Origin of the sequence: Fibrobacter sp. UBA2449 (assembly GCF_002342555.1) — a bacterium.
GTDB lineage: Bacteria > Fibrobacterota > Fibrobacteria > Fibrobacterales > Fibrobacteraceae > Fibrobacter.
The window spans coordinates 1-14,850 of record NZ_DDQF01000022.1; the positions used below are offsets into that span (position 1 = coordinate 1).

Consider the following 14,850-nt stretch of genomic DNA (forward strand, 5'->3'; position numbering starts at 1 on the left):
AAGACGCACAGATCCTCGCCTGCGCGAGGATGACTGCAGAAATGCGGTTACCACATGACCAAATGGTGCTTTTCTAATGATAGACATACTCTTCGTTCCTTCTATCCAAAAAATATACATTTTTTTCTTTCGTTCCATATAAATTCAATGGTAAAGTATCCCCCACCCCCCAAAAAAGTGGTGATTTTCGGCAAGTCATAAAAAAATTGCATTTTTGTGCAGTGAACCTATTGACATTTGCCCAAATGTTCATTATATTTATGTAGGTAAACACCAAGCCATAGCGAGGTCCATATGGAAAACAACAGCAAGCGCAAAGAATTGACAGCCCGTCAAGAGGAAATCTACGAGTACATCAAGAAGTACTCCAAAGAAAACCGCATGCCGCCTACGGTCCGTGAAATCGGCAACCACTTTGAAATCTCATCGACAAACGGCGTCCGTTCCATCCTGGCCGCCCTCATCAAGAAGGGCTACCTCAACCGAGCCCCGAGGCTCAGCCGCGGTATCGAAATTGTCGACACCGACGGTTCCGCAGCCGAAACGGCACCGAGCAACACCATCGAAATCCCCATCGTTGGCCGAGTCGCCGCCGGTACGCCCATCCTTGCAGTCCAGAACCTCGAAGGTACGGTCACCATCGACCGCGATTTCCTCGCCTGCCGCTCCGACGTCTTCGCGCTCCGCGTCAAGGGCGATTCCATGATCAATGCAGGCATTTTCGACGGCGACCTCATCTTCGCCCGCCAACAAAAGACTGCCGAACGCGGTGAAATCATCGTGGCCCAAGTAGACAACGAGGCGACCGTAAAGTATTACCAACCGCTCTCCGACCATATCGAACTGCGCCCCGCCAACCCGAAATACCGTCCCATCGTCGTCAACAAGGGAAAGGACTTCTCCATCGCGGGCCGTGTCATCGGTGTCATGCGCAAGGTGAACTAACCCCCGACCAAAGACCAAGACTATAGCAAAAGCCTCCGCAATGCGGAGGCTTTAATGCTTTGACCCTGTTTCCTGCCCATCAATCCGGCAGAACCGGCACAAGCCTTAGTCCAGCGTATGGACCAGGAGGCCGTCGCGCAGCTTGGGCTCGAACCAGGTGCTCTTCGGCGGCATGATCTCGCCCGCATCGGCGATGTTCATGAGCTGGTCGAGCGTGGTCGGGAACATCGCGAAGGCACAGGCGCATTCACCGCTGTCCACGCGTTTCACGAGTTCGCCAAGACCGCGGATGCCACCGACGAAGTCGATGCGCTTGGAGGTACGCGGGTCGTCAATGTCAAAAATCGGCTTCAGCACGAGCTTCTGGAGGAGTGCCACGTCGAGGCTGTCGACCGGGCCCAGGTTCTTGAGGAACTTGTCCTTGAACGTGCAGGCGTACCACTTGCCGCCCAGGTACATGTTCACCTGGTTCTGCTTTGCCGGGTGCTGCATTTCGGCGAGCGGCTCGATATCGAACACGAGGCCCAGTTCTTCCATGAGCTGCTCCGGCGTGCGGCCGTTCAAGTCCTTCAGCACGCGGTTGTAGTCCAGAATCTTGAGCTGCGTGCTCGGGAACAGGATTGCGAGGTAGCGGTTGTATTCCTCCTCGCCCGTGTTCTTCGGGTTCTGTTCCGCGCGGTAGCTTGCAGCGCGGGCTCCGGCGGCACTGCGGTGGTGACCGTCGGCAATGTAGCTCACCGGAATCTCCTCGAAGCTCTTGCGGATGGCGGCAATCTCGGCATCGTCGTCGATAATCCAGACGGTGTGGCCAAAGCCGTCGCCGTCGCTCACGAAGTCATAGACGGGCTTGCGCTTGGTAACGGCACCGAACAGGTCGAACTGGCCGTTGTCGCGGTAAGTGAGGAACACCGGACCGGTATTGGCGTTGGTGTCGAGCACGTGGCGGAGGCGGTCCTCTTCCTTGTCGGCGCGGGTAAGTTCGTGCTTCTTGATAATGCCGTTGAAGTAGTCGGCGGCAGGCACGGTGCAAACAAGTCCGTACTGTTCGCGCCCGTTCATCGTCTGGCGGTAGACGTAGAGGCAGTCCTTCTTGTCGTGCGCGATGACACCCTCGGCAATCATCTTGTCGAGGTTCGCACGGGCATGCGCGTAGACCTTCGGGTCATAGGCGTCAACGCTGTCGTCGAGTTCGATCTCGGCACGGGTCACGCGCAGGTAGGAGTGCGGCAAGCCTTCGGCCATGGCCTTCGCTTCGGCGCGGTTCATCACGTCGTAAGGGAGTGCGGAAATGTCCTTGGCCTCGGCGGGGTTCACCGGGCGAAGGGCCTTGAACGGGTAGATGTGCATCATGGGCTTCTTTCCTTTGTGAGATTCCTTGATTAAAACTTCGTCCTCGGAGATGAGGTTGTGGATATAGCCGGTCTTGCCTTCGATCCACTTCTTCTTGCGGTAACTGACAACGAAATACGCAATGAAGAAGAAGATAAATCCGGTGATAGCGGCAACGATGGTTATACCAATCATGAAGGCGAGCAGGTGACCGGCGGCATTTTCCCAGAGGTTCTTGACAATGTCCAGGCAGTTGCGGACAGACATGCGCTCGAACTCGCCCAGAAAATCGAACTTGATCGGGTCGGGATCGACAATCTTGCAACCGATATAGTAGCCCGAGGGGTAGAATATGCCGAACTGGGTCACCGGGTTTGCAACGAAATCGGCAACGACACCCGGAACTTTCGGCAGGCGGAAAAGAGCGCAAAGAGCAACCGTGAGAATAATGGCCAAACCAATCGTGGGCCAGACACCGATAAACACGCCGATAAACACGGACCACGCCACCTTGAGCGCATCCTGCCTACGCGGGAACATACGGTTGTAATAGATTCTACTCAGCCTCTTGTATTTTGATTCCTGCTTTCTTCTCGATAAAACCATTTTTCCCTAACATCTTTTAAATTTCAGACCGCAAGATAGAAAAATTTACATGACGAAACAACCCAGAAAAAAGAAACTCCACAATTTGCTAAATTTGGGGCATGAAACACCTGATATCCAAGGAAGGATTCGACAAGTTCAAGGCCGAATGGGAACACCTAAAATACGTAGAACGCCCGGCCATGATTAACCAGGTCCAGGCCGCCGCAGCCGAAGGCGATCGCAGCGAAAACGCCGCCTATACCTACGGCCGCATGCGCGTCCGCGAAATCGACCGCAGGCTCCGGGAACTCGACCGCATCCTCGACGGGGCGCAAATTATCGAAACGGCAGCTCCAGACGACGGTTCCATCCGATTCGGAGCCACAGTCAAGCTACGAGACAAAAAAACGAAGCGCGAAAAGACCTACAGCATCGTCGGCGAAAAGGAAATTGACCCCCTCCAAGGCCGCATCAGCATGAAATCTCCCGTCGGAATGGCCCTCATCGGCAAGAAGCAGGGGGAAAGCGTCGAAGTGCAGGCCCCCAAGGGCAAAATCACCTACGAAATCGTGGATGTCGCGTACTAGAGTGGACGCCATGTTTATCGATACCCATTGCCACATCGACTCCTACGAGCGGCACGCCGGAGAAACCTTCGAGGCCCTCCTCGCGCGCCTCCGCTCCCCCGCCGCCTCCGAAAGCGGCCTCGCGCTTCCCGAAGCCTTTGTCCATGTGGCATGCGATCCCGCCGACTTCGCCCGCGGCCGCGAGCTCTCCGAAAAATACGGCAACGTTTATTCCGCCTACGGAATCCACCCGGAATACGTGGAAACGGAAACCGCGGCTGACGAGGCCCGCCTCCTCGAATACCTCGCCCACCCCAAATGTGTCGCCTGCGGCGAATTCGGCCTCGACTACCACTACGGCGCAGAGACGAAGGCCGCCCAGGTCAAGCTTTTCGAACGCCACCTCCAAATCGGCCTCCAGAGCGAAAAGCCGCTCGTGCTCCACCTGCGCGAAGCGGACGACGATGCACTTGCCGTCCTGTCAAACGCCGACCTCCGCGGCCACAAGCTGCATATCCATTGCTTTACAGGCACCCCCGAATTCGCAGAATCGCTCCTCGCCCTCGATGCGGAAATCTACATCGGGTTTACTGGCATCGTCACCTTCAGGAACGCCCAGAACGTCCGCGAAGCGGCAAGCCTCGTACCGTTCGACCGCCTGCTCCTGGAGACGGACTCCCCCTACATGGCGCCCATCCCCTTCCGCGGAAAGCCGTGCCATTCCGGCCTCATCCCCTTTATCGCGCAAAAACTCGCCGAAATAAAAGACGTGCCCATAGAGGAACTCTACAGGCACTGTCGCGAAAACACACGCAACTGCTACGGGATCTAGGGCAACACGCTAGGCGCGCACGACCTGCGCCAGTTCCCTCTCGGCAGCATCTGCCGCAGGAGCCACGGCAGAATCCCCCGCATAATGTAATTTCATATAGTCGAGCGCATCTTCCGGCGAAAGAGGCTCGCTGAAGTAGAAGCCCTGGATCTGGCGGCAGCCTTCCCTACGCAGGAATTCGAGCTGTTCCACCGTCTCCACGCCCTCCGCAATAATGCTCAGGTTCAAGGACTTCGCGATACCGATAACCATCTTCGCAAACGCGGCATCTTCCTCGTCATCCGCCACGTGGTCGATAAACGACTTGTCCATCTTGAGCGTATGCACCGGCAAATGCTTCAGGTAAGAGAGGCTGCTGTAGCCCGTGCCGAAGTCATCGATAGAAATCTGGAGGCCCATGTTCGAGAGCGAGCGCATGATGTCGGCCGCCTTCTCCACTTCGCACGTCGCCGTGTATTCGGTAATCTCGAGTTTCAGGTTGCGCGGGTTGAGGTGCGTCTCTGCGAGAATCTTCTTCACGTCGTCGACCATGCTTTCCATCGAGAACTGGCGCGCCGAGAAGTTCACCGCCACGCGGATATTCTCGTATCCCATGTCGACCCATTTCTTAGTCTGCTCGCAGGCCATGCGCAAAATAAGCGCCCCCATCGGAACGATGAGGCCAGTCTCTTCGGCCAGCGGGATGAATTCAGCCGGCGAAACGATTCCCTGCTTCGAATTGTTCCAGCGCACCAGCGCCTCGAAGCCGACAATCGCGTTGTCCGCGCCAATATCCACGATCGGCTGGTACATCAGCACGAATTCCTGGAACTGGATGGCGCGGCGGATCTCGTATTCGAGGCTGTAGAGCTTCATCGCCTTCTCGCGGATGCCTCCCGTCACGAACTGGATACTGCCGTGATTCACGCTCTTCTTGAGGTTACGGAGAACCGCATTCGCACTCGCAAGGATATCCTCGACGCAGTCGGCATCCGTATTCACGACCACCGCCATCGAGATGCTGATGAACAGGTCGCGGCCGTCGAGCTGGATCGGGGACTTCACCTTGTTGTGCAGCTGCTTGACCGTCGAGAGAAGCCCCGTCTCCTTGTCCGAGAGATCGACATCGTGCAGGATAACCGCAAAGACATCGGGGCCGATTCGCGCCACAGTGTCTTCTTCCTTGCAGAAAGCCTTGATACGTTCAGAGACAATCCGCAGGACGTTATCCCCGAAATTCATCGAATAGGAAGCATTGATGGAGCCGAAGCTGTCGATATCGAGCAGGACAACCGCCAACGTGCTGTCGTGCCTGAGCGAAGCCGCTTCCATGTCCGCCTTGAGCTTCTCGAGGAAGAACTTGCGATTGTAAACGCCAGTCAGGGCGTCCTGGTACACATAGAAGTAGTTCTGGCGTTCCACCGCCTTGCTGTCCATCGCGGTGCTGATAAACCCGATGACGCGTACAGGTCTGTTCTCGGCATCCACCTGCGTGCGGCCCGCGATAACCACCTGGTCGTATCCGTTTGCTCGACGCGACGAGAGGCGCAGCGTACACGAGAAATTGCCGCCTTCGGCAAGCGCCTTCGAAAGTACCGACTTGAATTCCGTCCAGTCCTTCTCCATGATGTAGGACTTGAGCGCATAGAACGAATCCTCGAGGCCGCCCTTCGCGCCCAGGAGTTTCGCCACGCGGTTGGACCAGTAGACCTTCCCCGTCGGGACGCTGTAGGTCCAGAACCCATCCTGCGAGACGTCGATCATCATCTGGAAAATCTCGTCCTGCTCGTGGAGGTCCTTCTCGAAATCGCGGACAGGTTCAGTTTCGACAGAACTCGGAATTTCAATGTCGTTGCGAATTTTTTTCCGGTTCAGCGCCGTAGGGAACCGGTAAAAAATCGACACATAAGCAAGGAACACGATGGCAAGCACATAGGGCACAAGCATCAGGTAATTGTCGGTAAAGTCAAGGATGCCGGGAATAAACGCCGCAAAAAGGACGCAAGCGAACAGAAGGGCGAAGCGCAATATGATGTTTTCGTCGAATAATTTCATTCCAGCACCAATGATAAAAAAATTAAATCAAAAATGTACAATATGGATTATTCCCAATAGAAACAAAATATTTTTGTAAGCAAAAACACGTTCCAATTTCAAGTATTCCAACTTGGAGTATAAGACAAGGGAGGGCGCTGCCCTCCCAAATAAAAAAAAGCCCCCGGCTTTTTGCCAGAGGCTTTTGAGAAAGTCTTTCGTTCAGGCGAAGCTTGAACGGGAGGGCAAACTTTGTTTGCCCGACTTAATCTCGCTTACACAGCGCCCTGCCACTTCATGGCATCGGCAACCTTGAGGAAGCCGGCGATGTTTGCACCCATCACGAGGTTGCCCTTCTGGCCGTACTTGACAGCGGCAGAGGAAGCAGCGGCGTAGATGCTCTTCATGATGCCTTCGAGCTTCTTGTCCACTTCTTCGAAGGTCCAGGAGAGACGTTCGGAGTTCTGAGACATTTCGAGACCGGAGGTAGCCACGCCACCAGCGTTAGCAGCCTTGGCAGGTCCAAAGAGAACGCCAGCCTTCTGGAAGGCTTCGATAGCTTCCGGAGTAGACGGCATGTTAGCACCTTCGGCAACGGCCTTCACGCCGTTAGCGATAAGGGCCTTGGCACCTTCGAGGTCGAGTTCGTTCTGAGTTGCGCACGGAAGAGCGATGTCGCACTTGACCGTCCAAACACCCTTAGAACCTTCGTGGTATTCAGAACCCGGAACCAGCTTGGCGTATTCGCTGATACGAGCACGTTTCACGTTCTTGAGGTCGAGAACGATGTCGAGGTTGATGCCGTTCGGGTCGTAGATGTAGCCGTTGGAGTCGGACATGGTCACGACCTTGCCACCGAGCTGAGTAGCCTTCTGGCAAGCAAACTGGGCAACGTTACCGGAACCGGAAATCACCACAGTCTTGCCCTGGAAGGAGTCGTTAGCGAGGTCCTTGAGCATTTCGCGAGTGAAGTAGCAGAGGCCGTAGCCAGTAGCTTCGGTACGAGCGAGAGAACCACCGTAGGAGAGGCCCTTACCGGTGAGAACGCCCACAAATTCGTTGCGGATGCGCTTGTACTGACCGAACATGTAACCGATTTCGCGAGCGCCAGTACCCTGGTCACCAGCCGGAACGTCCGTGTCGGCACCGACGTGCTTGCAGAGTTCAGTCATGAAGGACTGGCAGAAACGCATCACTTCGTTGTCGCTCTTGCCCTTGGGGTCGAAGTCGGAACCGCCCTTGCCACCGCCCATGGGGAGCGTGGTCAAGCTGTTCTTGAAGATCTGTTCGAAGCCGAGGAACTTCAGCATGGAAAGAGTAACTTCGTTACGGAGACGGATACCGCCCTTGTAAGGACCGATAGCGGAGTTGAACTGCACGCGGTAGCCACGGTTGACCTGAACGTTACCCTTGTCATCGAGCCAAGGTACGCGGAAAGTAATCACGCGTTCCGGTTCGACGAGGCGGTCTATCACGCCGTTGGTTTCCCAAGACTTGTCCTGTTCGAGGACGGGGTCGAGGGATTCGAGGAATTCGCGGACAGCCTGGTGGAAGAGGGCCTGGTCCGGATCACGGGCGACGACCTTGTCATAAACCTTCTGAAGGTAAGCATTCTTGATTGCCATTTTATATATCTCCGTTGAGAGTTTGGATTGTTAATGTTTTAACGTCTGTAAAGATAGCAAAGGGGCATGACAAATAGTGAAAAACGGGCAAAAATCTTCAAAAACTTACATTTTTGTAAGTTAGTATTTTGCAAGTTTTAAAAAGTTTGATTTTTCATAAAATTTAACGGCACAGGCAGACAAAAAACTACATTTTTGTAAGTTTAATATATAACGCACACAAACGAAAACAAAATTTTACAATCAAGATGCTAAAGAAGCATCCCCAGACGACGCAAAATGCCGTTTTTTTGCTTCTTATCGGGTATTTTTAAAACATATTCCTGTAAGCGAGACATTTTTCTACATTTACGCGCGAAACAAAAAAAAAGTAAAAATCCTTTTTACAGGAGCTAATATGTGGGATAAGTCTTATCTCGAGAAACTCAACGAATACAAGGAAAAATCCATTGCGGGCGGCGGCGCCGCACGCGTCGAAAAGCAGCACTCGCAGGGCAAGCTAACCGCCCGCGAACGCCTCGAAATCCTCTTTGACAAGGGCACGTTCCGCGAAATCGGTGCCCTCCGCGTTTCTACGAGCCTCGATTTGCCCGAATCCAAGCGCATTTTTGGCGACGGCGTCGTGACCGGCTACGGCAAGGTGAACGGCAGGACCGTCTACGTGGCATCGCAGGACTTTACCGTTAGCGGCGGCTCCCTCGGGTCTGCCCACGCGAAGAAGATTTGCCAGGCGATGGACCTCGCTCTCGAATCCATGTCCCCGTTCGTGTGCATCAACGACGGCGGTGGCGCCCGCATCGAAGAAGGCGTGAATTCCCTCGACGGCTACAGCGGCATCTTTACCCGCAACACGCTCGCCTCGGGCATCATCCCGCAGATTTCCGTAATCCTCGGACCCTGTGCCGGTGGCGCCTGCTACTCCCCCGCCATTACCGACTTCATTTTCATGACGGAAAAGACGAGCCAGATGTTCATCACGGGCCCGGGCGTCGTGAAGGCCGTGACCGCAGAGACGGTCTCCCCCGAAGGCCTCGGCGGTGCAGGCGTGCACTCCACCAAGTCCGGTGTTTCGCACTTTGTATGTAAGGACGACAAGGAAACCCTCGAAGCCGTGCGCAACCTGCTCAGCTACCTGCCGCAGTCGAACCTCGAGAAGCCTCCCGTCGCCGAGAAGTCCAAGGCTGTCGACAAGTCGAAGGAAATCGAGGAAATCGTCCCCGACAACTTCAAGAAGGGTTACGACGTGCGCAACGTCATCGAGACCTTCGCCGACAAGGAAAGCTTCCTCGAAATCCAGAAGGACTTCGCCCGCAACGTGGTCATCGGATTTGCCCGCATGGACGGCAACGTCGTGGGCATCGTCGCGAACCAGCCGAACTTCATCGCGGGTTCGCTCGACGTGGATGCTAGCGACAAGGCAAGCCGCTTCGTGCGCTTCTGCGACTGCTTCAACATTCCTATCCTCACGCTGGAAGACGTTCCGGGCTACATGCCGGGCACCAAGCAGGAACACAACGGCATCATCCGTCACGGCGCAAAGCTCCTGTACGCCTACGCCGAAGCGACCGTGCCGAAGGTGACGCTTATCCTCCGCAAGGCATACGGCGGCGCATACATCGCCATGAACAGCAAGAACCTGGGTGCCGACTACGTGTTCGCACTCCCGATTGCACAGCTCGCCGTGATGGGCGCTGAAGGTGCCGTCGACATCCTTCATAGGAAGGAAATCGCCGCCTCCGCTACCCCGGCCGAAACGCGCAAGCAGCTCATTGCCGAATACGAGGCGAAGTACCTCAACCCGTATATCGCCGCGAAGAACGGCTACATCGACGAGGTGATTTCGCCCGCGAACGTGCGCGACCGCCTGGCCACCGCCTTCGACTACCTCAAGAACAAGAAGAAGGCAAGGCTCTGGAGGAAGCACGGGAACATCCCGCTCTAAACAAAACTATTCAGCCGCAAATCAAGTTTGCGGCTGGAGCTCATCTTCGATGAGCATTCTATTCTAATAATTATTATAATATATCAACCAGATTCTGGTGGAGCAGGCCGTTTGTAAAGACGGCCTGTTCTGCATCCACGAATTCGAGCGGTTGCCCGTCGATGCGGGTCGACATTCCGCCGGCTTCCTCGACCATCAGCGCGATGGCTGCGATATCCCACGGATAGCTCATGGTCATCACAAAGCAATCGATGCGGCCGCAGGCTGTAAAGCAACCCTCCACAACCGCAGAGCCAAGGCACTTGACACGTTCGAAGGCTTCTGCCTCGCGTGCGAAGTTGCGGGAATTCTGCTCGTTAATCTTCGAGACATCGCCCACGTTGAAATCGCCGTTGCTTACGATGGCATGGACAGAATCCGCCTCGCGGCTCACATGGATCGGGCGTCCATTCATAAAGGCTCCCCCACCCTTCGATGCAGTATAGAGTTCACCGAGCTTCGGGAGGTTAATCGCCGCCACGAGCGGCTTGCCCTCGAAATGGAGCGCGATGGAGATGCCCCAGAGCGGGATGCCGCGACTGAAATTGACCGTGCCATCGACCGGGTCGATAATCCACAGGTAGCGCGGGTCCTCGCCTTCGATAAAGCCAGCCTCTTCGGTACGGATGCAATGCGTCGGGAACACACTTCGAATTCCCTCGACAATCAGCTTTTCGCTTGCGATATCGGCACGCGTCACCACATCCTTCTTGGACTTGTAATGCACATCGCCCAGGTTTTGTTGGATTTCAAGACAGAGTTCACCGGCGCGCTTCGCAAGCGATTCGGCGACAGACAAAAACTTTTCTATTTCGGACATTTTAAGGGATTAAAAATTTATTCTGGATAAGCGCAGCAGCGGAATCCAATCGTCGTGGACTTGTAGAAAGACGCCGCCAGGCGGAAAGGAACCTTCTCGCCCGTCAAGAACACCACCTTGATTTCTGACGGAACATATTTGAGTCCGTTCGCAAGCGTGTCGAGCCAGGCGTCGCCGCCCTTCCTGTATTCGGAATAGAGCGCATAGTCGGTACCGATGGAATTGCCGTTCGAATCCTGGACATCGAAGAACTGCAAAGTATCCTTGAAGTCCTTCATTGTCAAATAGGGTTTCTTCTCGTAAGGCGTCCGAGACGTATCGGCCTGGAACAAGGTATCAACCTTGGTCCCTTCTCGGTACAGGAAAATCGTATCGGTCGAATAAGCCGGGCGCGTAAAGTACGGGAAAGAACGGTTGGTGCAGTAGGCAAGCGACTCACGGTCGAGTCCGTTATAGATCTTGAAGCTGGACCCCTTCACCACGGCAACCGTATCTTCGGACTTGCCGATGACCCATTCCTGGTATTGGCCGGGCAGGTCGCGGATGCCGGCGGGGTTCACGCAGCGAGGATTGCGCTTGGAAATGTCTGCCGCGGAGATGGAATCGTTCGTCCCGACATTGCAGTAGCCGAAAAGGAAGGAACTCGCATCGACAGAAAGTTCGTTCAATACACCATACGAAAGCGAACCACCCGAGAGGCAGACAAGCTCCCAGTCGCGTTCGTTGCAAAGACTCACCTTGAATCCGCTCGCCGAAACAGCCTCGCAGGCGGCAACCGCCTCGGAGTGCCGCACGTTGACAACGAATTCGCCGGAATCGTTCCGGTGTTCGAACTTTTCCATGCAGAACTTCGACGAATCAGAAACGGAAACAGGAACAAACCCTTCCGGACATTCCAGTTCAGACGCGTGCGCGCCCGGAGAGACATAAACGGTATCGACCAACGCGGCGGAATAATAACCGGACTTGTCCTTGGAACGGATGCGGAAAACAATCGTGTCCCCCGGGGAAACCCAGCGGATGGTATCAGTCACAAAAATCCCCGTCGCGGAAGCCACCATGGTATCCCCATCTAGCGCATAGCGCTTGGAGAACCGCCCTGCGGCAAGCGTCGTGTCGTCATAAATCTTCCAGTTCTTGTCCAGGGCGCTATAACGTTCGATGATATAAGTCTGAACCGTATCATAGCACAGCGTAAAAAGACACGTATCCGGAATGAGGACGATGGAATCCGACTTGATTGGGTGCTTGACCTCGTAAGGATCGACGCTCATGCTCCAGAATATGCGGAGCCGGTTGTTGCTGTCGAGGCGCGCCTTTCCGGGGAAAAGGGAATCTTCAAGAATAAAGATGCGAGTCGGCATCACCGGAGCAACAGAATCAGTCGTAATAAAGAGCTGGTTAGTTTCAACCGTAGAAAGTCCTTCCGTCCCGGAGGAATTGCCTGCGGCATCCCAGGCGGACAGGCCAATCGTGTATTCGGACTTGGACTGCAGGCCCCTGATGACCATGCGGAAACGGTTGAGCGAATCGACATCGGCATCAAAGCCCTTGCCGTCGATTATCGACAGGCGCAGATAATTCTTGTCCTTGTCCGTGTGCGACACGGAATCGAACCAGACAGAATCCGTATTCGCGCGGATTCGCGAATGGCGCCTATAGAACTTGGAACCCGTAGAATCCACTCCGTCAGCCGTGGTGAGAATCACCTTAAGGTTACGCAAGTCCTCGTTCTTGTCTGCCGAATAGATAACCACATTGTAGCCGACAATTTCACCGGACAGCTCGGCCGGCTTGTAGAAATCCACCTGGTCCGTTGGACGGAACCATTCGAAAAGAGCCCCGTTCGTCCAGACAGAATCAAATATCGTCACGCGAGAAGGCGGCAGGTCATCGCCAAAATGAAGGAATACGCGCTGGACAGAGCCAGGATCCTTATCATCGGAATACTTGCAGAAAAGAGCCACCTGCAGGCTGTCGTATTTCCCGATGTATTCCTGCACAAGGTCGGTCAAGTCGAGCGTGTCGTAGTAACTCGACGTTCCCTTGGGATATTCGATAAATTGCGTCGCCTTGTCGATCTGTTTGGAGGAAACCGCTTTCGAGGTGTCGTCGACGACAAACGTATCGAGCCAGACGACAAGGCCCGAATAATGTTCACGTTCGATAGGATAATGGTAGCGGATACGGTAGCAGGCCGAAGAGTCCCCTTCGTCGGCACAGCTACGAAGGACGCTCATTTCCATGATTTCGCGGTCAAAAAGGAATTCTGTCCCTTCCTCTTCGTCGGAACAGGCGACCAAGGCAAAAAACAGGGCCGCAAACGCAAAAAATGTCGAGAAAATCTTCCTCATCAATCAAAAAGTAGCAATTTATGACACACAATATTCGCATTTTAGGCATAAAAAGGGCCAAAAAACAAATTTTTTCAAGAATATACGTCCTTTTTATGCGAATAAATTATAGATTAAGAACCAGTTAAAGAGGATGTTTATGAAGAAACTTTTAATTCCCGTACTCGCCATGACTGCTCTCGCCCTTACCGCCTGCGGCGACAGCGGTTCCACCAAGCCATGCCAGAAGCCGGTATACTGCTACAGAACAACAGTGGACGACCACAGAGTCTGTGATACCGACAAAGCCATTCTTGATGCCAAAGCACAAAAGGCAAAAGAAGAAGGCATTTTCAAGGAAGAATTCGAGGACTGCTGGGAAATGTAGCCCAACGGCATTTTTAACTAAAAAGCCTATCCCTGCGGATAGTTTTTTTTTGTACTCTACTGGACAAACAGCGGGGCTTCCTTAGCGAAATCCTCAACCATGTACCGGAGTGACGTTTCCCAGTCGCTCCGTGTAACGGCGAACATATAGCTGTTCCTCCCCCGTGCATAGCCATAGCCTAAATTCTTTTTCGTTCTTGCATCGTAGAAGGCATAAGTGCATTTCATTGTAAAATAGGAATAGGTCGTGGCCATCATCATTCCATTTGCAGTAGTGACATAACGGACCTCTTGTTCTCGACCAATCCAGGTATTTGTCACAACGAGATAGACGTCGGCATCCGCCTGAATATGATCGAAAGAAGGAACCATGAAATCCTTGTCCGCCAACTCACGCCTCTTGTAGCTTACCTCGTTAGGCTGGATCAGTTTCATGGAATACTGGGTTCCGTTTTGCGACCTCGTTATCAAATTTTGCTTCAACTCCGGGCCAAACCACTTCGCAAAATTAGACGTATACTCCGGCAAGTCGTCACTCAAATCGTCCGGCACAACCACCTTGGGCATCGTGAAGACAACCTTGACACTCTTGGGTTGAGGTTTACCCTTCCAGTCTTCATCTATGAAATAACGGGGGGCGCTACAGGCAGAAAGCATAATGCCTGCAATTAACGAGAAAAGAACAAGTTTGATTGAATTCATATAACTCCTAATATAAAAACTAGAAACGCGTAACGGGAGTATTGCCTAGGATTTTCAGCATCAGCTGACGCACGTTTTCGTACCAGCCCTGCTCCATCGCAATTTCCTCGTGGAAAACACTTTCCTCGAGGTGTCCGTACGCAAGCCGCTTGCCGCTTTTCACGTCGTAAACGACATAGTCGGCATCAATCTCGGTAGATTCACCCTTGATCGTGATTCCCGCGGAGGCAACGGAGGCCATTGCGGCGCCACCCGCAGGAACAACCATGACCGCTCCCACGGGAGAGCCACCAACGGTCCTCGAGCTCTCCGAAAAGACCATCTGGACGTTGTCCAGTATCATGTAGATATCGAAACTGTCCGACATCGCTTCGACCTTCGGAATCTGGACTTCGACACCGCTCATGTTCAGCGGTTCATGCGAAATTTTCTTCTTGGAAATTTTTTCCACCACGCACGGAACGTTCGAGTTGAACTGCATGGCATGATCGACCTTCTCCCTGAACCAGTCCGAAATCGGGTCCATCACGTCGGGTAAAGTTTCTTCATCCGAAACAGTGGGTTTCGTAACCAGGATTTTCATCTTCGCAGGTTTCTGGGTCCAGCCAGCATCCAGGAACTGGCGTTCCGACGAGCAACCGACACAAAGCAAGAACAACAGGAAAACCACAAACAACTTTGTTTTCATAAATAATCACCTTTCTGAATGCGAAATATAAAAAACCCTGT

Annotated in this window: 12 protein-coding genes and 1 pseudogene; 5 read left to right on the forward strand and 8 right to left on the reverse strand. The window is 53.8% G+C overall.

The features are described 5' to 3' along the window. Nucleotides 1–294 precede the first annotated feature (294 nt). Nucleotides 295–945, forward strand: coding sequence for a transcriptional repressor LexA (gene lexA, locus B4B27_RS14270; protein WP_173382866.1), 651 nt, complete (start codon nt 295–297; stop codon nt 943–945). Nucleotides 946–1,050: 105 nt separating this feature from the next. On the opposite strand, the gene B4B27_RS14275 is transcribed toward lexA, so the two are convergent. Continuing rightward, the gene (locus tag B4B27_RS14275) at nt 1,051–2,295 is read right to left on the reverse strand and encodes a DUF1015 domain-containing protein (RefSeq protein WP_349678266.1); all 1,245 of its coding nucleotides are present in this window, start codon (nt 2,293–2,295) and stop codon (nt 1,051–1,053) included. Nucleotides 2,296–2,394: 99 nt separating this feature from the next. Next, nucleotides 2,395–2,880 (reverse strand): annotated as a pseudogene (locus B4B27_RS14670) (DUF2062 domain-containing protein); the annotation flags it as partial. 101 nt (nt 2,881–2,981) lie between these two features. On the opposite strand from B4B27_RS14670, the gene greA reads away from it, so the two are divergent. Both greA and B4B27_RS14285 read left to right on the forward strand, forming a co-directional pair. Beyond that, nucleotides 2,982–3,449: a transcription elongation factor GreA gene (greA, locus tag B4B27_RS14280; RefSeq protein WP_173382864.1), complete on the forward strand. Its 468-nt coding sequence runs from the start codon at nt 2,982–2,984 to the stop codon at nt 3,447–3,449. After that, on the forward strand, nt 3,436–4,260 hold the full coding sequence (locus B4B27_RS14285; protein WP_290727346.1) for a TatD family hydrolase: 825 nt from the start codon (nt 3,436–3,438) through the stop codon (nt 4,258–4,260). Before greA ends, B4B27_RS14285 begins: the two co-directional genes overlap by 14 nt. Before the next feature lie 9 nt (nt 4,261–4,269). On the opposite strand, the gene B4B27_RS14290 is transcribed toward B4B27_RS14285, so the two are convergent. Continuing rightward, nucleotides 4,270–6,294, reverse strand: coding sequence for a putative bifunctional diguanylate cyclase/phosphodiesterase (locus B4B27_RS14290; RefSeq protein ID WP_290727347.1), 2,025 nt, complete (start codon nt 6,292–6,294; stop codon nt 4,270–4,272). 254 nt (nt 6,295–6,548) lie between these two features. Next, nucleotides 6,549–7,898 carry an NADP-specific glutamate dehydrogenase gene (gdhA, locus tag B4B27_RS14295; RefSeq protein ID WP_072801230.1) on the reverse strand — a complete coding sequence of 450 codons (1,350 nt, stop codon included), beginning with the start codon at nt 7,896–7,898 and terminating at the stop codon, nt 6,549–6,551. Between the two features lie 397 nt (nt 7,899–8,295). Here gdhA and B4B27_RS14300 point away from each other — a divergent pair, with 397 nt between their 5' ends. Next, a complete protein-coding gene (locus B4B27_RS14300; protein ID WP_290727350.1) occupies nt 8,296–9,840 on the forward strand; it encodes an acyl-CoA carboxylase subunit beta in 1,545 nt (514 codons plus the stop codon). A 73-nt stretch (nt 9,841–9,913) separates the two neighbouring features. Here the strand turns inward: B4B27_RS14300 and B4B27_RS14305 are convergent, their stop codons facing one another. Then, the gene (locus tag B4B27_RS14305) at nt 9,914–10,699 is read right to left on the reverse strand and encodes an inositol monophosphatase family protein (RefSeq protein ID WP_290727352.1); all 786 of its coding nucleotides are present in this window, start codon (nt 10,697–10,699) and stop codon (nt 9,914–9,916) included. A 17-nt stretch (nt 10,700–10,716) separates the two neighbouring features. Then, entirely contained in the window at nt 10,717–13,053 is a 2,337-nt protein-coding gene (locus B4B27_RS14310; RefSeq protein ID WP_290727353.1) for a hypothetical protein, read from the reverse strand. A 139-nt stretch (nt 13,054–13,192) separates the two neighbouring features. Here B4B27_RS14310 and B4B27_RS14315 point away from each other — a divergent pair, with 139 nt between their 5' ends. Continuing rightward, nucleotides 13,193–13,420, forward strand: coding sequence for a hypothetical protein (locus B4B27_RS14315; protein ID WP_290727354.1), 228 nt, complete (start codon nt 13,193–13,195; stop codon nt 13,418–13,420). Nucleotides 13,421–13,476: 56 nt separating this feature from the next. On the opposite strand, the gene B4B27_RS14320 is transcribed toward B4B27_RS14315, so the two are convergent. Continuing rightward, on the reverse strand, nt 13,477–14,121 hold the full coding sequence (locus B4B27_RS14320; protein ID WP_173381989.1) for a hypothetical protein: 645 nt from the start codon (nt 14,119–14,121) through the stop codon (nt 13,477–13,479). A 19-nt stretch (nt 14,122–14,140) separates the two neighbouring features. After that, entirely contained in the window at nt 14,141–14,809 is a 669-nt protein-coding gene (locus tag B4B27_RS14325; RefSeq protein WP_173381990.1) for a hypothetical protein, read from the reverse strand. Between the last annotated feature and the right edge of the window lie 41 nt (nt 14,810–14,850).

What these genes read in the sequence shown, in the direction of transcription:
- B4B27_RS14290 (WP_290727347.1), bottom strand. Translation starts at nt 6,294, where the DNA reads ATGAAATTATTCGACGAAAACATCATATTGCGCTTCGCCCTTCTGTTC.
- B4B27_RS14325 (WP_173381990.1), bottom strand. Translation starts at nt 14,809, where the DNA reads ATGAAAACAAAGTTGTTTGTGGTTTTCCTGTTGTTCTTGCTTTGTGTC.
- lexA (WP_173382866.1), top strand. Translation starts at nt 295, where the DNA reads ATGGAAAACAACAGCAAGCGCAAAGAATTGACAGCCCGTCAAGAGGAA.
- B4B27_RS14305 (WP_290727352.1), bottom strand. Translation starts at nt 10,699, where the DNA reads ATGTCCGAAATAGAAAAGTTTTTGTCTGTCGCCGAATCGCTTGCGAAG.
- B4B27_RS14275 (WP_349678266.1), bottom strand. Translation starts at nt 2,295, where the DNA reads ATGATGCACATCTACCCGTTCAAGGCCCTTCGCCCGGTGAACCCCGCC.
- B4B27_RS14285 (WP_290727346.1), top strand. Translation starts at nt 3,436, where the DNA reads ATGTCGCGTACTAGAGTGGACGCCATGTTTATCGATACCCATTGCCAC.
- gdhA (WP_072801230.1), bottom strand. Translation starts at nt 7,898, where the DNA reads ATGGCAATCAAGAATGCTTACCTTCAGAAGGTTTATGACAAGGTCGTC.
- B4B27_RS14300 (WP_290727350.1), top strand. Translation starts at nt 8,296, where the DNA reads ATGTGGGATAAGTCTTATCTCGAGAAACTCAACGAATACAAGGAAAAA.
- B4B27_RS14320 (WP_173381989.1), bottom strand. Translation starts at nt 14,121, where the DNA reads ATGAATTCAATCAAACTTGTTCTTTTCTCGTTAATTGCAGGCATTATG.
- B4B27_RS14310 (WP_290727353.1), bottom strand. Translation starts at nt 13,053, where the DNA reads ATGAGGAAGATTTTCTCGACATTTTTTGCGTTTGCGGCCCTGTTTTTT.
- B4B27_RS14315 (WP_290727354.1), top strand. Translation starts at nt 13,193, where the DNA reads ATGAAGAAACTTTTAATTCCCGTACTCGCCATGACTGCTCTCGCCCTT.
- greA (WP_173382864.1), top strand. Translation starts at nt 2,982, where the DNA reads ATGAAACACCTGATATCCAAGGAAGGATTCGACAAGTTCAAGGCCGAA.